The organism is Streptomyces sp. NPDC007917 (genome assembly GCF_042959105.1).
Lineage (GTDB): Bacteria > Actinomycetota > Actinomycetes > Streptomycetales > Streptomycetaceae > Streptomyces.
Genome location: NZ_JBIBKK010000009.1, coordinates 241171 through 261213 on the forward strand (window position 1 = coordinate 241171; position 20043 = coordinate 261213).

Here is a 20043-nt window from a genome sequence, read left to right on the forward strand (position 1 = left end):
CGGCTCAGGCCCAGTCCATCAGCCGCACCTCGACCCGGCGCTCCCTCAGGACCTCGAGCACCAGGTCGAAGTAGCTGTACGGCTCCCCCTGCGAGTCGAGGACGCGCTGGAGGCTCCGCCGCGCGACCTGTGCGTCGTGCCAGACCAGCGTGCACGGCGTGGTGACCCCGAAGCCTCCGCAGAGGCAGTCGTCCAGCGCGTCGGCGTTTCCGCCGAAGTAGCCGCCGGGGCCGCGCATGGCCTCGCCGAGGGCGAGATAGAGGCCGGGCACATCCGTGATGTGGCGCCCGTCCACCTCGTACACGCGCCCGGGCGGCGCGGCCGGAACGGCCGGGCCGCGCCCTCGCTCGCGCACGCAGTCGAGCCACAGCTCGCGGTCGCCGGTCCCGTACCCGGCCCACTGGTTCGGGGCCGTCGGCGGACCGTCGTACCACCGCTGCCAGAGGGGCCTGGCCCGCGGGGGCGGCGGGTCCCACAGGCCCTGGGTGAGGCGGATGTCGAGGAGGCCGGGGCCGAGGGGTGACGGCTTCCAGTCGGCGATCTCGGCATGGACGTACCGGTACGTGTCCTCCGCGCCGTTCCGGTCGAGGACCAGCAGCATGGCCTCCTCCAGCCGCAGCCGGCGGCGGGTCCCGGCCGCGAGGGCCGACCGGAGCCGGTCGCCGGGGGCGCAGCCGAGGAGGCACAGCGGGGCATCCGCAGCGGACCGGTCGTCGTCGGGTGCGACGATGTCGGAGAAGTCGGCGCAGGTGCCGAGGTGTTCACGGCCGTCGTGCAGCAGCAGGCCCGCCGCGAGGTACGGATCGTCGGGCGGGTCCGGGTAGCCGTCGGCGCCCTCGATGAAGACGTCGACCAGGGAGGGGTCACCGGGGTGGGGGCGGTGGCCGATGACCCGTACGTCCTCCAGCTGCCAGGCGTCGAGCCGCTCCGAACCCTCCGGGCACCGGTCGTCCCCGAGGGGCCGCAGCCACAGCTCGCCCAGGGGCCACGGCGCCTGCGGCGCCCCGCCGCCCGCCCCTGGCGCGCCGCCCAGCGCGTCGCGCAGCGGGCCCGCCGGGGCGCAGGCCAGGAGCTGGTAGGAGCGGACGGGCGGCTCGACGAACAGGCCCGAGACATCGGCGCAGACGCCCCAGACGCTGTTGTCTTCCGAGTCGGCCAGGGCGAACGCGGGGAGGTCACCCCGGCCGGCCCCCTCCGGCCAGCGGTGCACGCGCGCGCCGTTCGGCGTCTCGCTCAGCGTTCCGCCCCGTCCGCCTCGCTCGCTTCGCCCGCCTCGCCTGCCTCGTCTGCCTCGCCCGCCTCGCCCGCGAGTTCGTCGGCGTAGCGCGCCAGCGAGCGGTTGTACATGGGCAGATGGCGGGAGAGGGCCGACAGGGCGAGGGCCACCGCCTCACGCTCCCGCCCGGCGTCGACGAGCGCGAGCGCGAGGAACGCGGCGACGGCGTCGTCGAGTTCGTCGGATTCCGCTTCGCGTTCCGCGGTGAGCAGCGCGACGCCCTCCTCAGGCCGGCCGAGATTGCGCACCGTGCTGGCCAGCTGGATCACCGCCTGGCGGCGCCGCGGACCGGTGAGTCCGGCGGCCAGGGCCTCGCGGTAGCGCGGGGCGGCCTCCTCCTCGCGGTCGGTGGCGTCGTACGCCGAGGCCGTCTCGAAGGCCGCGACGGGGTCGCCGGCCGGGAGTTCGGCCGCCAGTGCCTTCATCGCCGCCAGGAAGTCGGCGGGGTCGTGGTCGTCGAAGGCGGCCCACAGGTCCGCGACCCGCCGCTCCCAATCCGCTGCCGCAGTGTTCACCGGCGCAGCATCTCAGCCCGGGGCCGCCCCTGTCAGCCGCCGAAGACCGCCGTCACCGGGGCGTGGTCGCTCCACCGCTGGTCGTAGCTCGCCGCCCGCTCCACCTGCGCCTTCACGGCCCGCTCGGCCAGCCCCGGCGTGGCGACCAGCAGGTCGATGCGCCACCCCGCGTCGTTGTCGAAGGCCTTCCCGCGGTACGACCACCACGAGTACGGCCCTTCGACGTCCGGGTGCAGCGCGCGCACCACGTCCACGTACGCCGCCTCGTCGTACACCCGGCTCAGCCACGCGCGCTCCTCGGGGAGGAACCCGGCCTTCTTCCGGTTGGCCTTCCAGTTCTTGAGGTCGGCCTCCCGGTGCGCGATGTTCCAGTCGCCGCACACCAGCACCTCGCGCCCGCCGGCCGCGGCGCGCTCGCGCAGCTCCTTCAGGTAGGGCAGGAACTCGCCCATGAAGCGCTCCTTCTCCTCCTGCCGCTCCGTGCCGACCTCCCCCGAGGGCAGATACAGGCTGGCGACCGTCACCCCGGGCAGGTCCACCTCCAGATAGCGGCCGCTGCCGTCGAACTCCGCGGACCCGAAGCCGACCCGTACGCCCTCGGGCTCCCGCCGTGTGTAGACGGCGACCCCGGCCCGGCCCTTGGCGTCCGCCGAGGCGTGCACGGTGTGCCAGCCGTCGGGCTCGCGGACCGGCGCGGTCAGCTCACCGGGCTCGGCACGCACCTCCTGCAGGCACACCACGTCCGCGGCGGTGCCCGCGAGCCATGGCAGGAAGCCCTTCTTGGCTGCGGCGCGCAGCCCGTTTACATTCACGGTGGTCACGGTGAGCATTCCGGCACGATACGCCAGAAAAAACCGAGCACCCCGCCGCCTCGCATGAATGTACGATCTCTCGCATGAATATCCAGCCCATCCCTTATGACCACCCCGACGCCGTCAAGCTCAACGACGAGGTGCAGGCCGAATACGTCGAGCGCTACGGCGACCCCGACCTGACCGTCATGGACCCGACGCACTTCGAACCGCCCCAGGGGCTGTACCTCCTCGCGTACGACGCACAGGGCCGCGCGGTGGCCAGTGGCGGCTGGCGCAGCCAGGAGCACAGCGAGGAGGGTCACTCGGACGGGGACGCCGAGATCAAGCGGATGTTCGTGGTCCGGGAGGCGCGGGGGCAGGGGCTGGCCCGCCGGATCCTGGCCGCGCTGGAGGACAGCGCCCGGGCGGCGGGGCGGCGGCGGATGGTGCTGGAGACGGGGACCGAGCAGCCGGAGGCCATCGCGCTCTACACCTCCTCCGGCTATGTGCCGATCCCCAAGTTCGGGCTGTACCGCTTCGAGGAGTCCAGCCGCTGCTACGGCAAGCCGCTGCTGGACTCCTAGGCCCCACCTGGACTCCCAGGAGGGGCCTAGGGGGTCCAGGAGGGGTCTAGGAGGGGTCGGCCTTCGCCGACTCGATCTCCCTGCGCACCCGGCCGGCCGGGTACCGGGCGACCGGGTGGCCGTACGGCGCCAGGGCCCGGTCGGCCGCCTCGGGAGACGGCTCGCGCACATCGGCGACCAGCACGGTGGTGCCCGGCGGGACCTCGGCGGCCAGCATCTCCAGGGCGGCGCTCACACCCACCCCCTCGCCCGCGCGGACCCCTTCGCCCGCGCCCATACGCCCGGGCGCGCCCATGCCCTCGCGCGCGTCCCGGGCCGCGCCGACGTATCCGCCCTCCCCGAAGCCGATCATCAGGCCCAGCGGCCCGCCCAGCAGGCCCACGAGCCCGCCCATCAGGTCGTCCATGGTGAAGCAGCGGGCCCCGGAGTGGTCCACGCAGTCCGGCAGATCGAGCGTCCCGTCCACGGCCCGCGCGATCACCGCGCCCTCGCACAGCTCCAGCGTGCCCGCATCGTCCGCGCGGACCAGTGCGTCGAGCGCCTGAGGGGCCGCTTCCGGCCCCGGAAGATCCAGAAACAGGATGTTCTCGGCCATACCCCCACTCTTGCCGCAGACCGCCCCCCGCGCACCTCGTGACCCACTGCGTCGACACAGCCCACGAGGCGCGCGGGGTGACGCCGCGGGTCAGCCGTTGGCCGCGAACTTCCGGCTGATCGCGTCGAACACGCCCTTGGCCTCACTGCCCAGACGCGGCCCGGCGAGCCAGGTGTGCGCGTTGGAGCTGATGGAGGTGTTGGACACCAGCGCCGTCCTGCCACCGCGGTTCACCAGCCACCCGCCGCCGGACGAGCCGCCGGTCATCGTGCAGCCGATCCGGTACATCGTCGGCGCGGTCGGCGAGAACGACAGCCGGTTGGGCCGGTCCAGGCAGCTGAACATCAGCGCCCCGTCGTACGGCGGCGCCGCCGGGTAGCCGTACGCGCCGATCGAGCTGACCTGGTTCGCCGCCGGCGCGTCGAACCACACCGGGACCGCGGCCCCGACCGTCTCCTGCAGCGACTTGCCGCCACCGTTCTCCGGCTTCACATGGAGCACCGCGAAGTCGTACGACGAGGCGACGTTGCCGGTGTGGGCGCCCTCGGCGATCCACTGCGAGGAGGTCTGCGACCAGTCCGCCCACCACACGCCGTACGGGGTGACCTCCTGGCTCGCGGCGGTCCCGGTCCGCTCGGCCGGCAGCCCGTTGTCGTTGTACGACGGCACGAAGACGATGTTCCGCATCCAGCCGCCCTGCTTGCCGGAGTGCACGCAGTGGCCCGCCGTCCACACCAGATTGGACTTGCCCGGGTGGGCCGGGTCCTCGACGACCGTGCCCGAGCACACCATCGGCCCGTCCGGGCTGTCGAAGAAGACCCTGCCGACCGGCGCCATGTTCTGGTGGTACGGCCGCGAGACCTGCTTGGCCTGGATCGCGGCCGGCTCGGGGTCGGTGGCCGCCTGGCCCTGACCGGCGCTCTTGGCGGAGACGGTGTTCGGCGAGTCCTTGGCCTCGGCCATCCGGGACGGCTGCCAGAAGTCCTTGATGACGGGGTTGGCGAAATCGGAAGCCTTGCGGGCCCAGTTGTCCCAGTTCTTCCAGCCGCCGTCCTTCCACTTCTTCAGGTCGTCCAGACTGGTCGGCACCCCGTCCGGAATCTTCAGGCCTTCCTTTTCCTTGGCCTTGTCCCCGGCGGTGGCCGAAGCGCTCGGCTCGGACCCGGCGTTGTCGTCACTCGGGCCGCAGGCCGTGGCGGTGACCGCGAGCAGCGCGGCCATGGCCGCGGCGGTTGCGGCGGAGCGGCGTATCGATGGCATGGAGCCTTGTCCCCCTGTGTGGTGCTGTGTTGCGTTTGCTGCTTGTCGCTTCTTGCTGGTTGCGGCTTCTTGCTGCTTGCCGCCTCGTGCCCCTTCCGGGACAAGCCCCCACTATGCCCGCGCACCTGGCCACAGCCGTCACCTGGTTCACAGCCCGCACACAACACGAACCGGGTCAGCACGATTCCATGACATCGCGTCAACGCGTCGTCTCGCGCATTGACGGAGTGAGTACTCACTCCGTACGGTGAGGGCATGGCAGAACCACCGGCCCGGCGGCGTGCGCCGGGCATGAGCACCGAGCAGCGCCGGGCGATGATCGTCGCCGCCGCGCTCCCCTTGGTCGCCGAGTACGGCGCCGCGGTGACCACGGCACAGATCGCCCGCGCCGCCGGCATCGGCGAGGCGACGATCTTCCGCGCCTTCAAGGACAAGGAGGAGGTGCTGGCCGCGTGCACGGCTGAGGCGATGAACCCCAGTCATGTGCTGCGCGAGCTGGCCTCCATCTCCCTCGGCCAGCCGCTCGCCGACCGGCTGGCCGAGGCGGCCGAGGCGATGCGGGCCCACCTGGCGCGCATGGGCGCGGTGGCCGGGGCGCTGCAGGCCTCGGGCCACCGCCGCGAACGCACCCCCGCCGCCCGGGCGACCGGCGGCGGGGCCGACAGCACCCGGGCCAACGGCACCCGAGCCCCCGACCCCCAGGCCGCCGACGCCCCGCACGGCGGGCCCGACCGGCCGGCGGACAGCCGGGAGGCGTCGATGCGCGCGACCCGCGACGCCCTGACCGAACTCGTCGAACCCGACCGGGCGGCCCTGCGCCTGCCCCCCGAAAGAGTCGCCTCGATCTTCCTCGGCATGCTCTTCACCCAACTGCACTTCGGCGCCGAGGGCGCCGACGTCGATCCGGTGGAGCTCGTCGACGTCCTCCTGCACGGCACCCTCGACCACTCCGGGAGCGGCACATGACCGTCACGCTGAACCACACCATCGTCCCCGCCGCCAACCACCGCGAGGCGGCCCGCTTCTTCGCCTCCGTCATGGGCCTGGAGGCACTGCCGCCCGCCGGCCGCCACGGCCACTTCGCCCCCGTACGGGTGAACGACACACTCACCCTGGACTTCATGACCATGGCCGACCCCGAAGGGCACCACCTCGCCTTCGACGTGAACCCGGCCACCTTCGACGGAATCCTGTCCCGGATCCGCGCGGCGGGCATCCCCTACGGCAGCGACCCCACCCAGCCCGACAACGGCCGGATCGACCACCCCCTGTGCCCCCGGGGCCTGTTCTTCCAGGACGAGACGGGAAACCTGTACGAGGTGATGTCGCCGGCGTAACAGGCGCCCCCCGGGGCGATCCGCCGCGGGCGAGGGCGATCGATCACGCGCTGCCACGCGGACGCGGGAACAGCTCAGGCCGCGAGCTCATCCAGACACAGCGCCGCCAGGCGCGGCAGGCGGCGGCTCATCTCCTCATGGTCGTCGAAGTCGAAGTCCTCCCCCATGTCCGCCTCGGCGCCCGTCCCGAGGCCGCCTTCCCCGCTGCCGACCTGGGCGGAGCGGTGCCGCTTCCACTCCTCGTAGAAGTCCTCACCGACTGCCGCGATCCGCTCGAACGCCGTGCTGGGCACGTAGTTGACGTCCTCGTAGAACAGAGCCTCATCGCAGCCGCCGGCCGCGCACTCGATCACGACCGGGTGCTCCGCGAGGCTGTCCGGGTCGGCGGCCGCACGCTCGTACCACGCGCGGCCCAGCGCGATCAGCCCGGCGCGGAAGTCGATGAAGCTGTCGTCGGAGCAGCCGCCGCCGATGAGATAGGCGGCGGCCCAGACATCCCACCGATAGACGGCGCCGTGTATCTCGTCGAACCGCGTCTGGAAGTCGAGGATGTCTTCCTTCGAGAGCGCGGCGAGCAGGTCGACCAGCGCCTCGTCGAAAGGCTTTCCGTCCGGGCCGCCCGGGCCGCCCGCCCGCGCGGATTCGATGACGCTCCAGAAGCGATCGGTGTCCATGTGGTCGACTGTGCCACGGTGGTCTGACAACGCAGGGAGATCGCATGGTGAAGGTCGGCTTCGCACGTGCCGCCGCGGCCCAGTGGGTGGACCGGTACGCCCGCCCCGACCCCGCCTACCGCGGGGCGTACTTCAGCGGTTCGACGGTCGGCCTGCCCGACGACACCGAGCTGCCCCCGACCTCCGATGTCGACGTCGTGGTCGTCACCGCCGAGGACGACCCGCCGCCCAAGCCGGGCAAACTCCACCACGACGGCGCGCTGCTGGAGGTCAGCTACCTGCCCTGGGCGCTGCTCGCCCCGCCCGACGCCGTTCTCTCCTCGTACCACCTGGCCAACAGCTTCCGGACCGACACGGTCATCGACGACCCCACCGGCCGGCTGCGCGCCCTGCGCGCCCGCGTCTCGCGCGACTTCGCCGCCCGGCCGTGGGTGCGCCGCAGATGCCAGGACGCCCGCGACCGGATCGAGCGCGGGCTCGCGTCAATCGACACATCGGCGCCGTTCCACCAACAGGTGACGTCCTGGCTGTTCCCCACCGGCGTGACCACCCATGTGCTGCTCGTCGCCGCCCTGCGCAACCCCACCGTACGGCTGCGCTATCCGGCCGCCCGCGACGTCCTCGCCGACCATGGCCGTCTCGACCTCTACCCCGAACTCCTCGGCCTCCTCGGCTGCGCCCACCTGCCCGCCGAACGCGTCGCGCACCATCTGCGGGAGCTGGCCACGACGTTCGACGCCACCGCCGCCGTGGCGAGGACGCCGTTCCCCTTCAGCAGCGACATCACCCCGGCCGCGCGGCCCATCGCGATCGACGGCAGCCAGGACCTCATCGACCGCGGCCGCCACCACGAGGCGGTCTTCTGGATCATCGCGACCTTCGCCCGCTGCCACGCCATCCTGGCCGCCGACGCCCCCGAGGCCCACCAGGCGCTCACCCCGCCCTTCCGCGCCGCCGTCGCCGACCTCGGCATCGCCTCGACCGCCGACCTCCTCCACCGCGCCGAGGAGGTCACCCGCTTCCTCCCCCGCCTCTGGCGGACCGCCGAGGCCATCATCCGCACAGCGGCGCGCTGATCGACCAATGCTCGAGCGCATCGCAGGCCGTTCCCCCGTACTGCGCTGGGCCGACGGCGCCGTCGCCGATCGCCGATATGAGTGGGCCGCAGTGTGCGCGGGTGGCAGTGTGCGCGGGCGGCGCTGTCAGTGGTCGGGTGCACCATCGACGACATGACACCCACCGACCCGCCGGCCGCCTCCCCACCCGCGTGGGGCGTCCAGCACACGCTGTGTCTGCCCACCGAGGACGCCGCGCGGCAGGCCGCGGCGGAGCTCGCCGCGCTCGGGCACCGGCTGATCGCCGCGCGGGCCCACGATCACTTCCGGTCCGATCCGTCGAGCTTCTGGTACGGCAAGCCGTCGCTCGATCCCGAACTGACCGGCTGGTGGCAGGTGTTCTCGCTGGCCGTCCACACCGGCCACGACCGCCGCGCGCTGGAGCCGTTCCTCCGGCATGAGCGCATACGGATCGCCGGGGTCGCCCGGTCCCACGGCGGATTCCGCCAGGGCGGCGCCGAGGGGCACGCGGCCACCCTGCAACAGGCCTTCACCCGGGACGGCCTGCTGCACGAGCGCGCCACGGCCGAGGTCACCCCGCCCGCCCCGCTGCCCGCCGACCCGGCCCCGCCCGCCCTGGGGCCGCGGTGGACCGGACTGGCGTCCGGCGGACCCGACCGGCCCGAGGGCGTGGTGCGGGCGGCCGTGGCCGTGGCGGAGCGGATGTACGGCGCTGCGGACGCGGCCCCCGGCTCCGTGGGGTGGCTGCTCGACGAGGCCTTCGCCTTCGGCGAGCCGTACGCGACCACGGGCGCGTTCCTGGGCGACCTGGCGGATGCCGTGGCCCATCAGGGCACCTGCACCGACGACACGGTCGAGGCCGTCCCCTTCCTGGCCGAGTTGGCGCGCGACGGCGGCATCCCGCCCGCGGTCCGGGTGATCGTGCTCGGTGACCTGCTCCAGCTCGCGGCCACCGGCGCCTGGCTCGCCGTCTCCACGGCCGACCGCAGCGCCGCGCTCGGCGACGTCTGGCAGGAGCCCGCGGGCACGGAGCTGACGCGGCGGGCCATCGGCCGCGCGCTGCCGCGCCTCCTGGCCCGCTGGGACGAGGAGGCCGACGCTGCCCGGTTCGCTCTCGCCGCGCTGGCCGCCGCGGCCTCGGACGGCGCCGCGGCCCACCTCGTCCCCCGCCTGAAGGATCTCCCCGCCCCGGCCGGCTCACCCCGCGCCGACACCGTCGCCCTGATCGCCGCGCTCCTGGACAACGACGAGAGGGGCCTGGACACCACCCTGCACCGCCTGACCTCCTGGCGCCCCGCCCTCGCGGAGCAGACCGCCACGCCCCACGCCGCTCCCCGGCAGGTGGCCGTGGCCTCTCTCCCGGCCCTCGTCATGGAGGATGTCGGCCCGGCCGTCCACTCCTGAGCCTTCTCCTCCAAGGCTCTGACCAGGCCCGATGGTAAAGGTCTGGACCTCGTTGAACGGTTCGCCGTGCAAGGCCGTATCTGGGCTGCGACAGGCACCGCACAGCACGGACCGATCCAACGAGGAGTTCCGCATGTCCCGGAAGCGTCGTGTGACCCGGCCCCAGAAGATCGCCCTGACCATCGGCGCGGCAGGGCTCGTCGGCGGCGGCCTCGCCGTCGGAGTCGGGGTCAGTCAGGCATCGGAGACCACCCAGGCCAAGGCGCCCACGGAGAACTGCGCGGGGCTGGACACCGCGCTGCGGAACAATCTGAACTTCATCGCCGCCCAACAGGCCAACCCGGACGCCCAGTCCGAGGCCAGGATCGCCAACCGTCAGGACGTCGTGGCCCAGATCCAGCAGCGCCGCCAGGTGGCGGGCTGCACAGAGACCGTCACGCCCTCCGCCCCGGCGACGGCGGCCCCCGAGACCACCGCCCCGGCCACGACTCCCGAGCCCACCGCCCCGGCCACCGGCGGCGCCCAGCAGACGGGCGACGGCGCCGACGGGGCCTCCGGCGAGGTGGTCTGCGCCGGCTCCACGGTCACCCTCTCCGGCGAGGAGGGCGCGCCCGCCGCCTCCAGCAACCAGTTCCCGGTCGGCACCCGGCTCAAGGTCACCAATCTGGACAACAACAAGTCCACCACGGTGAGCGTGACCTCGGCCTCGGGAAGCTGCGCACTGCTCAACAACGCCGCGTTCGAGCAGGTGCGCGAGCCCGGGAAGTTCCTCATCCGGCGGGCTGTGATCGAACGCGTGGGCTGACCGCCCGCGGGTCACGGCCGGGAGACGGCCATGGCCTGGGCCCCGAGCACCACCGCGACGGCCAGGGAGCCGACGGCGACCCCGGCGGCTGCCCGCCGCCCCGGGACCTTCCCCGGACGGACCCGGCGCGGCAGGACGAGGCTCAGCACGGCACCGGCCCACGCGAGCGCCACCAGCCACGGAAGCCATGCCTGCGCCCGCTCGTTCACCCGCCGGCAGTGTTCTGCTCGCGGTCCGCTCTCGCCGTAGTAGAAGAGGCAGTCGCTGCCGAAGTTCTCGGTGCCGAGCCCGACGACCGCCCACCACACGGCGGCCAGGAGCGCCGCGGCCACCGCGACTCCCAAGGCCGCGCGGCCGCCGGCGCCACCCGCGGCGGAGCTGACCACAGCCCGCTTCAGCCGTGCTGGGGAGAGATCGCGTACGGGACGATGGGCAGACGGGCGCACTGCCGGCAGGCGCGGGCGGAGGCCGCGATCCGTATGTGCGAGGCGATGGTGATGACGCCGACGCCCGCGCTGACCAGCCAGTTCCCGGCCAGGGCCGATGCGGTGGTGAACGTCACGGCGCTGATCGCCATGGCCACACCGGCGGCGGTGCCGGTCCAGGCGACCACCAGCGGAAGCCGCCGCGGGGTGGGCAGCCAGCGGGCGAGGACGCCGGTGGCGGCCAGCGACGCCGCCGCCAGCAGCGCGGCCGCGGTCGCTACGCCACCCACGTGGGCGGCCAGGACCTCGACGGAGTACGGCAGGCCCCGGCCGCGGTCGACGATCGCCATCACATACCAACAGAGGATCAGGAACGGCGCGATGAGCGCGACGCGGCGCGCGGTGTCGCGGGCCTGGGCGATGGTGAGCTCCCGCTGGAAGGCGGGCGCGGTCTCCTCGACGCTCCCGAAGTCCTCGACGGCCTGACGTGCGGCGCGGCCGTCGGGGCTCCCCCCGTCGGCGATGTCCGCCGCGGCGTCGGTGAGCGCGTCGCGCGCCTCGGTCAGCATCCGGGCCTTGATCCGCGCCGGGCCGTGCAGGGCCGCCCCCAAAGCGGCGACGTGCTCCTCGATCGGGTCCGGGCCGGGCGCGGCACCGCGGTCGAGGGCCGTCATGTGGCCGGCCTCGGCGCCGGGGCGGGGTCCAGGACGGCGCCGATCGCGGCGGTGAGCTCGCGCCAGGCCGTACGCTCCTCGGCCAGGCCGCGCCGCCCGGCGTCGGTCAGCTCGTAGCAGCGGCGGCGGCGCTCGCCGACCGACTGCCAGTCGCTGCGCAGCAGCCCAAGCCGCTCCAGCCGGTTGAGCGCCGGATACATCGTGCCCGTCCGCAGCTCCAGTGCGCCGCCGCTGCGCTGCTGAACGGCCGTGATGATCGCGTAGCCGTGCAGCGGCCCCTGCTCGAGCACGGACAGCAACAGCGCGTCCAGGTGTCCGCGTACCGCATCTCCCTTCATGGGAGAGCAGCCTACCCATCCTCCTGTAGGCGGGCTATATATTGGCAGCCAACATATAGGCCGTTTACTCAACCGGAGTCGCAGTGACCAAGCTGCTCTTGTCCGTGCACGTCCTGGCCGCGATCCTGGCGATCGGCCCGATCGCCGTGGCCGCCTCGCTCTTCCCCCGCTTCGCCCGAGACCCCGGCGAGGACCGGCAAGGCCCCCCGATAGCCGCGTACCTGCACCGCGTCTGCCGCGGCTACACCGTCGTCGGCCTCACCGTCCCGGTCTTCGGCCTCGCCACCGGTGCCCAACTCGGCGTCCTGGGCGACGCCTGGCTCATCACCTCGATCGCCCTGACCGCCATCGCCGCCGCCCTGCTGGCGCTGGCCATCCTCCCCGCCCAACAACGCCTGCTGGCCACGCCGGACGGCACGGACACCGCCGAGAACACGCGGGCAGCGGCGGCGACCCGGCTGGCCATGACCACCGGAATCTTCAATCTGCTGTGGGCGATCGTGGTCGTCCTGATGATCGTCCGCCCCGGCTCCACCACAGGAGCGTGACCGCCATGCGCACCCTGCGGATCGCCGCCGCCATCGAGGCGATATCCCTCGCGGCCCTGCTGATCAACCTGGCCACCGTCCACACCAAGGCCATCACGGCCCTCGGCGGCCCGGTGCACGGCCTGTGCTACCTCACCGTCATCGTCTGCACCTGGATGACCCCCACCGCCACCCCCACCGCCCGCCGGCTCGCCGCCATCCCCGGCATCGGCGGCCTGCTCGCCCTGCGCCGCATCCAGCCCCACCCCGCACCGCTGATGGCCCAAGAGCCGAGCCGGCGCGACGACGACGGCTGTCCGTCGAGCACCTGACCGGGCAGCGGCCGCACTTCGCCGGGTACGCGGTCGACTGTGGTTGAGGCGGTTGCTGTACTTCCCTGCTGTACTTCACACGCGGCACGCCGACCGACGAAGCGAGTGTCGACGCCAATCGGCGCCGCTGCTACTTTGCTGGGCCGTAGTGCGCAACGCCAGCGACTGCAATACCGGGGGTCTCGTGGGTCGGGTAACGAAGTTACGGCGTTTGCTCCTGCGCGTGCGGATGCATGCTGTCGCCATCGGAGGTTTGACCGCGCTGCTGGTTGTGTCGACCGCTGGCTGCTCCGGCGGCGACAAGCAACCTGCTGCTAACGCCGGCTCGGCCGCCGACAGCCGAGCCACGAGTACGGCACAGGCGGCCCAAGCCCGCAAGTATGTCGCCATGGCCGTGGACGGGAGGAAGCACGCCATGCTGGCGTTCCAGGTCCACCCCGAGGGCGGCCAGCTGATCGGGAAGTACAAGCTGGTGAGCTTCGACGACTGGGGCAGTCCGTTCACTCAGGAGAAGAGTGACTTCAACGGGCGCGGCTCGGACAGCACGTTTGAGTTCGACGGTCTGACCGACTATGGGGCCGTCACGGGCATCCTCTCTCAAGATCGAACCCGGCTAACGCTCAACCGTGACCCCGGTGTGGGAACGAAGCAGTGGACGATTGTCTCCTCTGCGAACGTGTTCGAGTCAGCCGTCAAGGAGTACGCCAAGCGGTTCGAGTCCTGTTCCAAGAAGAAAGACCACAACCCTTGCGTAGACGTGACTTGAACGCCTTCGCCATGCTCCAGATACACCGGGTGCTTCTGGGCCTTCGCGGACATGGCTCGCTTCACTCGGCGCGCGCGTCGCGGAATCAGGAGTTGATCTAGGTCTTCTGCCGCGTGGAACTCGGCGGCCAGCAACTCAAGACGGAGGCTTCCACTGCGACCCTGCCCCTCCCCCGGATCTGCGTCACGGCGTTGCAGCTCCGCCAGAAGGCGCAGGAAGCGGCCAAGCAGGCGGCCCGCGATCTGTGGACGCACTAGTGTTGCTGTACTTCGCTGCTGTACAGCACCAAAAAGCCCCCGCCGGATTTCCCCGGCGGGGGCTTTGAGCTGGGTGGACCTGAGGGGATTTGAACCCCTGACCCCCTCGATGCGAACGAGGTGCGCTACCAGTCTGCGCCACAGGCCCTTGCAGCGAGTGAAACTCTAGCATCCCCTCCGGGGTGCTTGGAAATCCGTTCCTCGCGGCCTCCGGGCCGGTCCCCGCTGGTCAGGGTCACTCGTTGGCGGCGCGCGGGCGGTCCTCGTCCGCGTACTGGTCGAACAGGGGGGTGCGGCCCCGCTCGCGGGGGGCGCGGGCGGCGGGCGGCTGGTGGGTGGCGGGGTCGGCGGCGTGGGTGGGTTCGGCGGTGCTGGAGCGGGCGGAGCTCCAGGCGTCGGGGGCGCCCAGGTCGACGCTGCCGGTGGCGCGGGGGGCGACGGGCGCGGTGACGTAGGTGGGCAGGGGGACGGGCACCGGCTCCCAGCTCTCGCCGGTGGACGGGCCGCGTTCGCGCTCGCGCTGCTGGTCCACCCACTCCGCGTGGTCGGTCTGCTCGACCAGGGCGCGGCGGCCGGCCGCGTGCGGGGAGGCGGCCGGGGCCGCGCGGTCGGCCTCGGCGCGCGCGGGCGGCTCGGCGGGGCCGTCGTCGTCGGTGGGGTTCTCGGCGGGCGGGCGGGGGTGCGGGCGGCGTTCGCGGAGGCGCTGGGCGGCCAGCTCGGCGCGGCGCTGGTCCATGGTGAAGGCGAAGCGGCGGCGCTCCTGGGTACGGAGGTAGGCGATGTAGGCGCTCAGCAGGACGGCCGGGATGCCCGGCGCCCACAGGAAGGCGAGACCGCCGACCGCCGCGACAACCGCGCCGAGGGTGAAGGCGAGGAAGAGAACGATGGTGGTGCGCCGACGGCGCGCGAGCACCTTCGCGCGCGGGCTGCGGGCCGCGGCCGTGGCAGGCGCCCCAGAGGACCCAGAGGACCCAGAGGACCCGGAGGACCCGGAGGAGGCCGGGGCCGGGCCGTCGACGGGTGGGGCGGGGGGCGGCACGGGCGTACGCATGGTCACGGGGTCGGCGAAGGCCCGGACGTCGACCGCGTCGGTCACGGCGTCCGGGTCGGCCACGCGCCGGTCCGGGGCGGCGGGGTCTCCCCCGGCCTCGGGGCGGTCCGCGTCGTCGGCGCGGCCCTCCTGGTCCTCCAGGCCACCGAGGGCCTCGAGCTCCGCCCGTTCCTTGGCGTAACGACGTTCCATTCCCGCCCGCCCGGACAACAGCCGGATGGCGGTACTGAAGCGCTCCGTGGGACGGGCTTCATTGAGCTCGTCCTGCCTACGGAGCCACATCGGCACCAAATAGGCGGCCCAGGCCCCGACGATGACTGCGTAGATGAGGCCACTGCTGCTCACGGTCACACGGTAGAGGGGTACGCGCGAGGCCATCTGCCAATTGGCGCGGTGTGTCGCACGATCTGGCTGATATCTCGAACTTTTTTTGTGATTGTTGGGATGACCAGGTTGAGAATGTGCTCAAATGCCCGGCGATTTCGAACACATATTTTATTTTTGCGATGCACCTGGTCTCATCCGGTGCCACCGGGCCAGCAGCCCCTCCGGGACCTCCTCCGCCGTGAGGGCGAAGACAAGGTGGTCACGCCAGGCGCCGTCGATGTGGAGGTAGCGGGGCCGCAGCCCCTCCTCGCGGAATCCCAGTTTTTCCACCACGCGCCGGCTCGGCCCGTTCTCCGGCCGGATACACACCTCGATGCGGTGCAGCCCGACCGCGCGGAAGCAGTGGTCCGTGGCGAGCGCGACGGCGGTCGGCATCACCCCGCGGCCGGCGACCGCCTCATCGATCCAATAGCCGATATGGCCCGAGCACATCGAACCCCAGGTGATCCCGGCCACCGTCAGCTGTCCGGCCAGCCGCCCCCGGTATTCGACGACGAACGGCAGCATCCGCCCGGCATGCGCCTCGGCGCGAAGGTGGCGGACCATCTGGCGGTAGGTGGGCCGGTGGGTGACGGGGCCGCCGGGCGGGGGCGGCGGAATGGTGGCCTCCCAGGGGCGCAGCCACTCGCGGTTGCGCTGGTTGACCTCGCGCCAGGCGCGCTGGTCGCGCAGCTTTATGGGGCGGAGGACCGTATCGCCGTCCGCCAGCACGACCGGCCAGGGCGCGTTCAGCTCGCGCTCCCAACAGAACCGGCAGGACCGGTGCGGCCGTCAGGGGTGACCGCCGGGTCGGCGGGGTGAGCCGGATCGACGGCATGAGACGGGCCGGCGGGATGAGACGGGCCGCCGGGATCAGGAGGGTCGGCGGGTCTGGGGTGGTCGCCGCCGTGCAGCTGCTCGAGGGCGTGGACCAGAATCCGCCCCAGGACCGCGAGCCCGTCCCGTACGCCGCCGGTCGACCCAGGCAGGTTGACGATCAGGGTGGTCCCGGCGACCCCGGCCAGGCCACGGGAGAGCGCGGCGGTGGGCACTTTGGCCAGCCCCTCGGCGCGGACCGCTTCCGCGATGCCCGGAATCTCGTAGTCGAGCACGCGGCGGGTCGCCTCGGGGGTGTGGTCGGTGGGTGAGATCCCCGTGCCGCCCGTGGTCACGACCACGTCGTACGAAGCGGTCACCGCCTCGCGCAGGGCCGCCTCCACCGGGTCGCCGTCGGGGACCACGCACGGCCCGTCGACCGCGAGGCCCAGCGCCGCCAGCCCGTCCACGAGCAGCGGGCCGCCCTTGTCGGCGTAGACCCCGGCGGCGGCGCGGTTGGAGGCGGTGACGACCAGGGCGCGGTAGGCCGGCGAGCCGCTCATGCCCGGCTCCAGTCGCCGGACTTCCCGCCCGTTTTCTCCTCCACCCGTACGTCCGTGATGACGGCGGACTTGTCCACGGCCTTGACCATGTCGATCACCGTGAGGGCGGCCACGCTGACCGCCGTCAGGGCCTCCATCTCGACGCCCGTACGGTCGGTGGTGCGGACCGTGGCGGTGATCTCCACCGCGTCGTCGGCGACCGTGAGGTCCACGGTCACGCCCGAGACGGCGAGCGGATGGCACAGCGGGATCAGGTCCGGGGTGCGCTTGGCGCCCATGATGCCCGCGATGCGCGCGGTGGCGATGGCGTCGCCCTTGGGGACGCCATCGCCGCGCAGCAGCTCCACGACGCGCGGGGCGACGAGCACGCGGCCGCTGGCGCGGGCGGTGCGGGCGGTGACGTCCTTGTCCGAGACGTCGACCATGCGCGCCGCGCCCGATGGGTCGAGATGGGTGAGATGGTCCTGGGCGCTGCTCATCGTTCTCCCGGTCCGGGCCAGGTGGCTCCTGTGGGACGACACCGTACCCGCAGCGGGCGGCGGTCAGGCGCCTAGGTGAGCAGGACGACGTCCACTTCGGCGCCGGCGGCGACCTCCGTGGTCTCCTCGGGGACCACGATCAGCGCGTTGGCGTGCGCGAGCGCCTTGATCAGGTGGGATCCGGAGCCACCCACAGGGGTGACAAGGCCGGTCTCGGCGTCCACCCCCGGCGGCTCGTACCAGCCGCGCAGGAACTGGCGCCGGCCCCGCGGGGAGGACGCGACGCCCTTGGGGCAGCGCGCCCGCACGAGGGGGCGGTGGACGGGGCCGATGCCCATCAGGGTGCGGATGGCGGGCCGTACGAACAGCTCGAAGGAGACATAGGAGCTGACCGGGTTCCCGGGGAGGGCGAGGAACGGGACGCGGTCAGGGCCGACCCGCCCGAAGCCCTGAGGCTTGCCCGGCTGCATGGCCAGCTTGCGGAAGTCGACCTCCCGCATGGCCTCCTTGACCACGTCGTACGCGCCGACGCTGACGCCGCCGCTGGTGACCACGATGTCCGCCCGGCTCAGCTGGTCCTCGACGGTCGCCCGCAGCGTCCCGGCGTCGTCGGCGACCGCGCCCACCCGGAAGGCGATCGCCCCGGCGTCCTGCGCGGCGGCGGTGAGCTGGAAGCTGTTCGAGTCGTGGATCCGGCCCGGGCCCGCCTCCTGGCCGGGCTGGACCAGCTCGCTGCCGGTCGACAGCACCACCACGCGCGGCCGCGGCCGCACCCTGACGGTGGCGCGCCCGAGCGCGGCCAGCAGACCGATCTGCGGCGCCCCCAGGATTGTGCCGGCGCGCAGCGCCAGCTCGCCCGCCCCGGCGTCGCAGCCGCGGGGGCGCACATGCTGCCCGGCCGCGGCCGGGCGGTACACCCGCACCCTGCCTCTCGCGCCCTCGGGGGCCTCGCTGTAGGCGGGCATGGCGGAGACCGGGCCCCGGCCGAGGCCGCCGTCGGTCCACTCGACGGGCACGACGGCCTGGGCGCCGGGCGGCAGTGGGGCGCCGGTCATGATGCGGGCGGCCTCGCCGGGCCCGACGGCGGGCGCGGTTTCGCTGCCCGCCGCGATGTCTCCGACGACGGTGAGCACCGCGGGGTACTCCTCGGTCGCCGCCGCGATGTCGGCCGTACGGACGGCGTAGCCGTCCATGGAGCTGTTGTCGAACGGGGGGAGGGCGGAGGGGACGGTGACGTCCTCGACGAGGACACAGCCCTGGGCCTCGAGCAGCTGCAGCTCAATGGGGTCGAGGGGATGGAGATGGCTGAGGATGTCGTCGAGATGCTCGGCCACCGTCCACACGCGGCCCTCACCGCGGTCCTCGCCGCTCCGACCCCCGCCCCTCTCCTCGCCCCGCCCCGGCCCGGACGAGCCGGGCCGCGGGCCCGGCCCCTGGTCCGGGCCCTGGTCGGTGGCGCGTGCTGCGGTGCTGCTCACAGTGCTACATCTCCTCGGTGACGTAACGGCGAAGCCAGTCCCGGAAGTCCGGGCCCAGGTCTTCACGTTCGCACGCGAGTCTGACAATGGCACGCAGATAGTCGCCACGGTCTCCTGTGTCGTAGCGGCGCCCCTTGAAGACGACACCGTGGACCGGCCCGCCGACGTCCGGATCGGCGGCGAGCGCCTGCAGGGCGTCGGTCAGCTGGATCTCGCCGCCGCGCCCGGGCTCGGTGGCGCGCAGCACGTCGAAGACGGCGGGGTCGAGGACATAGCGGCCGATGACGGCGTAGTTGCTGGGCGCGTCGGCCGGGTCCGGCTTCTCGACGAGCCCGGTCACCCGCACCACATCCCCGTCCAGGGTCGGCTTGACGGCGGCGCAGCCGTAGAGGTGGATCTGCTCGGGGTCCACCTCCATCAGGGCGATGACGCTGCCGCCGTGCTGCTCCTGCACCTCGACCATGTGGGACAGGAGCGGATCGCGGGCATCGATGAGGTCGTCGCCGAGGAGGACGGCAAAGGGCTGGTCACCGACGTGCGGGGCGGCGCACAGCACGGCGTGGCCAAGGCCCCTGGGATCGCCCTGGCGGACGTAGTGCATGGTCGCGAGATCGCTGGATTCCTGGACGCGGGCGAGTCGGGTCTCGTCGCCCTTGCGGCTCAGGGCCTCTTCGAGCTCGTAGTTGCGATCGAAGTGATCCTCCAGGGGCCGCTTGTTACGGCCGGTGATCATGAGCACATCGGACAGCCCGGCGGTGACGGCTTCCTCGACGACGTACTGGATCGCCGGCTTGTCGACGACCGGCAGCATCTCCTTGGGCGTGGCCTTCGTGGCCGGCAGGAAGCGGGTTCCAAGCCCCGCGGCAGGGATGACAGCCTTGCTGATCCGAGTACGCGCTTGAGTCATGTACTGAACCCTATCGGGTGCCTTTGAGAGCTTGATGAGGGTTCAGTGAATATGACATGAGACAGGAAGTTTGTGCACGCAGTGATCAACAGCGAAGGTAGTAAGCCGGAGTTGCGGCGAAGTCTCATCGCGGTGAGAGCCAGGTTGACGGCGGATGACATCGCGGACACCCAGGCACGTCTGGCGTGTCGCGCACTGGAGCTGCCGGAGCTCGCGGGGGCGGGGACGGTGGCCGCGTATGTCTCGGTGGGCAGCGAGCCCGGCACACGGGACCTGAGGGAGGCGCTGCGCGCGCGGGGCGTACGGGTGCTGCTCCCGGTTCTGCGGGAGGACAACGACCTCGACTGGGGCCGGGACGAGGGCCCCGACCGCCTGGTGCGCGCCGGGCGGGGGCTGCTGGAGCCGGGGGGACCGCGGCTTGGCCCCGAGGCGGTCACCGGGGCGGACGTCGTGCTGCTGCCCGGGCTCGCGGTGGACCGGCGCGGGGTGCGCCTGGGCCGCGGCGGCGGTTCGTACGACCGGGTGCTGGCCCGGCTGGACCGGGCCGGGGCGCGTCCGGCGCTGGTGGTCCTGCTGTACGACGGCGAGGTGCTGGACGAGGTCCCGGGCGAGGCCCACGACCAACCGGTGCACGCGGCGGTGACGCCCTCGGCGGTGCACCGCTTCCGGACCCTGTAGGCGCGCTCCAGGTCCTGTAGGCGCGTTCCGGGCCGTAGGAGCGTTCCGGGCCCCGTAGGCGCGCCC

Annotated in this window: 25 protein-coding genes and 1 tRNA gene; 10 read left to right on the plus strand and 16 right to left on the minus strand. The window is 72.8% G+C overall.

Annotated features, from left to right (window positions below):
- Positions 1-4: 4 nt before the first annotated feature.
- Genes ACFZDL_RS20440 through ACFZDL_RS20450 form a run of 3 tightly spaced genes read right to left on the minus strand, consistent with a single transcriptional unit; the run spans position 5 to position 2621 of the window.
- Complete coding sequence (locus ACFZDL_RS20440; protein WP_353587811.1) at positions 5-1210, minus strand: barstar family protein; 1206 nt, start codon at positions 1208-1210, stop codon at positions 5-7.
- Between the two features lie 23 nt (positions 1211-1233).
- The gene (locus ACFZDL_RS20445) at positions 1234-1791 is read right to left on the minus strand and encodes a tetratricopeptide repeat protein (RefSeq protein ID WP_353587813.1); all 558 of its coding nucleotides are present in this window, start codon (positions 1789-1791) and stop codon (positions 1234-1236) included.
- Between the two features lie 32 nt (positions 1792-1823).
- A complete protein-coding gene (locus tag ACFZDL_RS20450; protein WP_353587815.1) occupies positions 1824-2621 on the minus strand; it encodes an exodeoxyribonuclease III in 798 nt (265 codons plus the stop codon).
- A 65-nt stretch (positions 2622-2686) separates the two neighbouring features.
- Between ACFZDL_RS20450 and ACFZDL_RS20455 the strand changes: the two genes are divergently transcribed.
- Entirely contained in the window at positions 2687-3169 is a 483-nt protein-coding gene (locus ACFZDL_RS20455; RefSeq protein ID WP_353587817.1) for a GNAT family N-acetyltransferase, read from the plus strand.
- Between the two features lie 46 nt (positions 3170-3215).
- Here ACFZDL_RS20455 and ACFZDL_RS20460 read toward each other — a convergent pair whose 3' ends face one another.
- Entirely contained in the window at positions 3216-3764 is a 549-nt protein-coding gene (locus ACFZDL_RS20460) for a DUF1269 domain-containing protein (RefSeq protein ID WP_353587819.1), read from the minus strand.
- A 90-nt stretch (positions 3765-3854) separates the two neighbouring features.
- Complete coding sequence (locus tag ACFZDL_RS20465) at positions 3855-5024, minus strand: hypothetical protein (RefSeq protein ID WP_353587821.1); 1170 nt, start codon at positions 5022-5024, stop codon at positions 3855-3857.
- Between the two features lie 255 nt (positions 5025-5279).
- Between ACFZDL_RS20465 and ACFZDL_RS20470 the strand changes: the two genes are divergently transcribed.
- The gene (locus ACFZDL_RS20470; RefSeq protein ID WP_353587823.1) at positions 5280-5990 is read left to right on the plus strand and encodes a helix-turn-helix domain-containing protein; all 711 of its coding nucleotides are present in this window, start codon (positions 5280-5282) and stop codon (positions 5988-5990) included.
- Positions 5987-6361 (plus strand): VOC family protein, encoded by a 375-nt coding sequence (locus tag ACFZDL_RS20475; protein ID WP_353587825.1) that lies wholly within the window; start codon positions 5987-5989, stop codon positions 6359-6361. Before ACFZDL_RS20470 ends, ACFZDL_RS20475 begins: the two co-directional genes overlap by 4 nt.
- A gap of 74 nt (positions 6362-6435) precedes the next feature.
- On the opposite strand, the gene ACFZDL_RS20480 is transcribed toward ACFZDL_RS20475, so the two are convergent.
- The gene (locus ACFZDL_RS20480; RefSeq protein WP_353587827.1) at positions 6436-7035 is read right to left on the minus strand and encodes a DUF4240 domain-containing protein; all 600 of its coding nucleotides are present in this window, start codon (positions 7033-7035) and stop codon (positions 6436-6438) included.
- A gap of 47 nt (positions 7036-7082) precedes the next feature.
- Here ACFZDL_RS20480 and ACFZDL_RS20485 point away from each other — a divergent pair, with 47 nt between their 5' ends.
- From ACFZDL_RS20485 to ACFZDL_RS20495, 3 genes are all read left to right on the plus strand, one after another.
- On the plus strand, positions 7083-8111 hold the full coding sequence (locus ACFZDL_RS20485; protein WP_353588151.1) for a hypothetical protein: 1029 nt from the start codon (positions 7083-7085) through the stop codon (positions 8109-8111).
- A gap of 153 nt (positions 8112-8264) precedes the next feature.
- Positions 8265-9515, plus strand: a complete 1251-nt coding sequence (locus tag ACFZDL_RS20490; RefSeq protein ID WP_353587829.1) for a hypothetical protein — start codon at positions 8265-8267, stop codon at positions 9513-9515.
- A 133-nt stretch (positions 9516-9648) separates the two neighbouring features.
- Positions 9649-10320 (plus strand): hypothetical protein, encoded by a 672-nt coding sequence (locus tag ACFZDL_RS20495; RefSeq protein WP_353587831.1) that lies wholly within the window; start codon positions 9649-9651, stop codon positions 10318-10320.
- 11 nt (positions 10321-10331) lie between these two features.
- On the opposite strand, the gene ACFZDL_RS20500 is transcribed toward ACFZDL_RS20495, so the two are convergent.
- The 3 genes from ACFZDL_RS20500 to ACFZDL_RS20510 all read right to left on the minus strand — a co-directional run bounded on the left by ACFZDL_RS20500 (position 10332) and on the right by ACFZDL_RS20510 (position 11757).
- Complete coding sequence (locus ACFZDL_RS20500) at positions 10332-10652, minus strand: hypothetical protein (protein ID WP_353587833.1); 321 nt, start codon at positions 10650-10652, stop codon at positions 10332-10334.
- Between the two features lie 62 nt (positions 10653-10714).
- Positions 10715-11419, minus strand: coding sequence for a hypothetical protein (locus tag ACFZDL_RS20505; protein WP_353587835.1), 705 nt, complete (start codon positions 11417-11419; stop codon positions 10715-10717).
- Complete coding sequence (locus ACFZDL_RS20510) at positions 11416-11757, minus strand: PadR family transcriptional regulator (RefSeq protein WP_179284945.1); 342 nt, start codon at positions 11755-11757, stop codon at positions 11416-11418. The genes ACFZDL_RS20505 and ACFZDL_RS20510 overlap by 4 nt, the downstream gene beginning before the upstream one ends.
- An 83-nt stretch (positions 11758-11840) precedes the next feature.
- Between ACFZDL_RS20510 and ACFZDL_RS20515 the strand changes: the two genes are divergently transcribed.
- The 3 genes from ACFZDL_RS20515 (at position 11841) to ACFZDL_RS20525 (ending at position 13382) form a co-directional block, all read left to right on the plus strand.
- Positions 11841-12305 carry a DUF2269 family protein gene (locus tag ACFZDL_RS20515; protein WP_353587838.1) on the plus strand — a complete coding sequence of 155 codons (465 nt, stop codon included), beginning with the start codon at positions 11841-11843 and terminating at the stop codon, positions 12303-12305.
- A 5-nt stretch (positions 12306-12310) separates the two neighbouring features.
- On the plus strand, positions 12311-12616 hold the full coding sequence (locus ACFZDL_RS20520) for a hypothetical protein (RefSeq protein ID WP_353587840.1): 306 nt from the start codon (positions 12311-12313) through the stop codon (positions 12614-12616).
- A gap of 253 nt (positions 12617-12869) precedes the next feature.
- On the plus strand, positions 12870-13382 hold the full coding sequence (locus tag ACFZDL_RS20525; protein WP_353587842.1) for a hypothetical protein: 513 nt from the start codon (positions 12870-12872) through the stop codon (positions 13380-13382).
- A gap of 331 nt (positions 13383-13713) precedes the next feature.
- On the opposite strand, the gene ACFZDL_RS20530 is transcribed toward ACFZDL_RS20525, so the two are convergent.
- From ACFZDL_RS20530 to galU, 7 genes are all read right to left on the minus strand, one after another.
- A tRNA-Ala gene (locus ACFZDL_RS20530) sits at positions 13714-13787 on the minus strand.
- Between the two features lie 87 nt (positions 13788-13874).
- A complete protein-coding gene (gene glpR, locus ACFZDL_RS20535) occupies positions 13875-15035 on the minus strand; it encodes a gephyrin-like molybdotransferase receptor GlpR (RefSeq protein ID WP_353587844.1) in 1161 nt (386 codons plus the stop codon).
- Positions 15036-15185: 150 nt separating this feature from the next.
- Positions 15186-15809 carry a GNAT family N-acetyltransferase gene (locus ACFZDL_RS20540; RefSeq protein WP_065963484.1) on the minus strand — a complete coding sequence of 208 codons (624 nt, stop codon included), beginning with the start codon at positions 15807-15809 and terminating at the stop codon, positions 15186-15188.
- Positions 15806-16435 carry a MogA/MoaB family molybdenum cofactor biosynthesis protein gene (locus ACFZDL_RS20545; protein ID WP_353587846.1) on the minus strand — a complete coding sequence of 210 codons (630 nt, stop codon included), beginning with the start codon at positions 16433-16435 and terminating at the stop codon, positions 15806-15808. The genes ACFZDL_RS20540 and ACFZDL_RS20545 overlap by 4 nt, the downstream gene beginning before the upstream one ends.
- Positions 16432-16914, minus strand: a complete 483-nt coding sequence (gene moaC, locus ACFZDL_RS20550; RefSeq protein WP_353587848.1) for a cyclic pyranopterin monophosphate synthase MoaC — start codon at positions 16912-16914, stop codon at positions 16432-16434. Before moaC ends, ACFZDL_RS20545 begins: the two co-directional genes overlap by 4 nt.
- Before the next feature lie 71 nt (positions 16915-16985).
- A complete protein-coding gene (gene glp, locus ACFZDL_RS20555; protein ID WP_391191766.1) occupies positions 16986-18392 on the minus strand; it encodes a gephyrin-like molybdotransferase Glp in 1407 nt (468 codons plus the stop codon).
- A 4-nt stretch (positions 18393-18396) separates the two neighbouring features.
- The gene (gene galU / locus ACFZDL_RS20560; RefSeq protein ID WP_353587849.1) at positions 18397-19299 is read right to left on the minus strand and encodes a UTP--glucose-1-phosphate uridylyltransferase GalU; all 903 of its coding nucleotides are present in this window, start codon (positions 19297-19299) and stop codon (positions 18397-18399) included.
- Positions 19300-19383: 84 nt separating this feature from the next.
- Here galU and ACFZDL_RS20565 point away from each other — a divergent pair, with 84 nt between their 5' ends.
- Positions 19384-19977: a 5-formyltetrahydrofolate cyclo-ligase gene (locus tag ACFZDL_RS20565; RefSeq protein WP_391191853.1), complete on the plus strand. Its 594-nt coding sequence runs from the start codon at positions 19384-19386 to the stop codon at positions 19975-19977.
- Positions 19978-20043 lie beyond the last annotated feature (66 nt).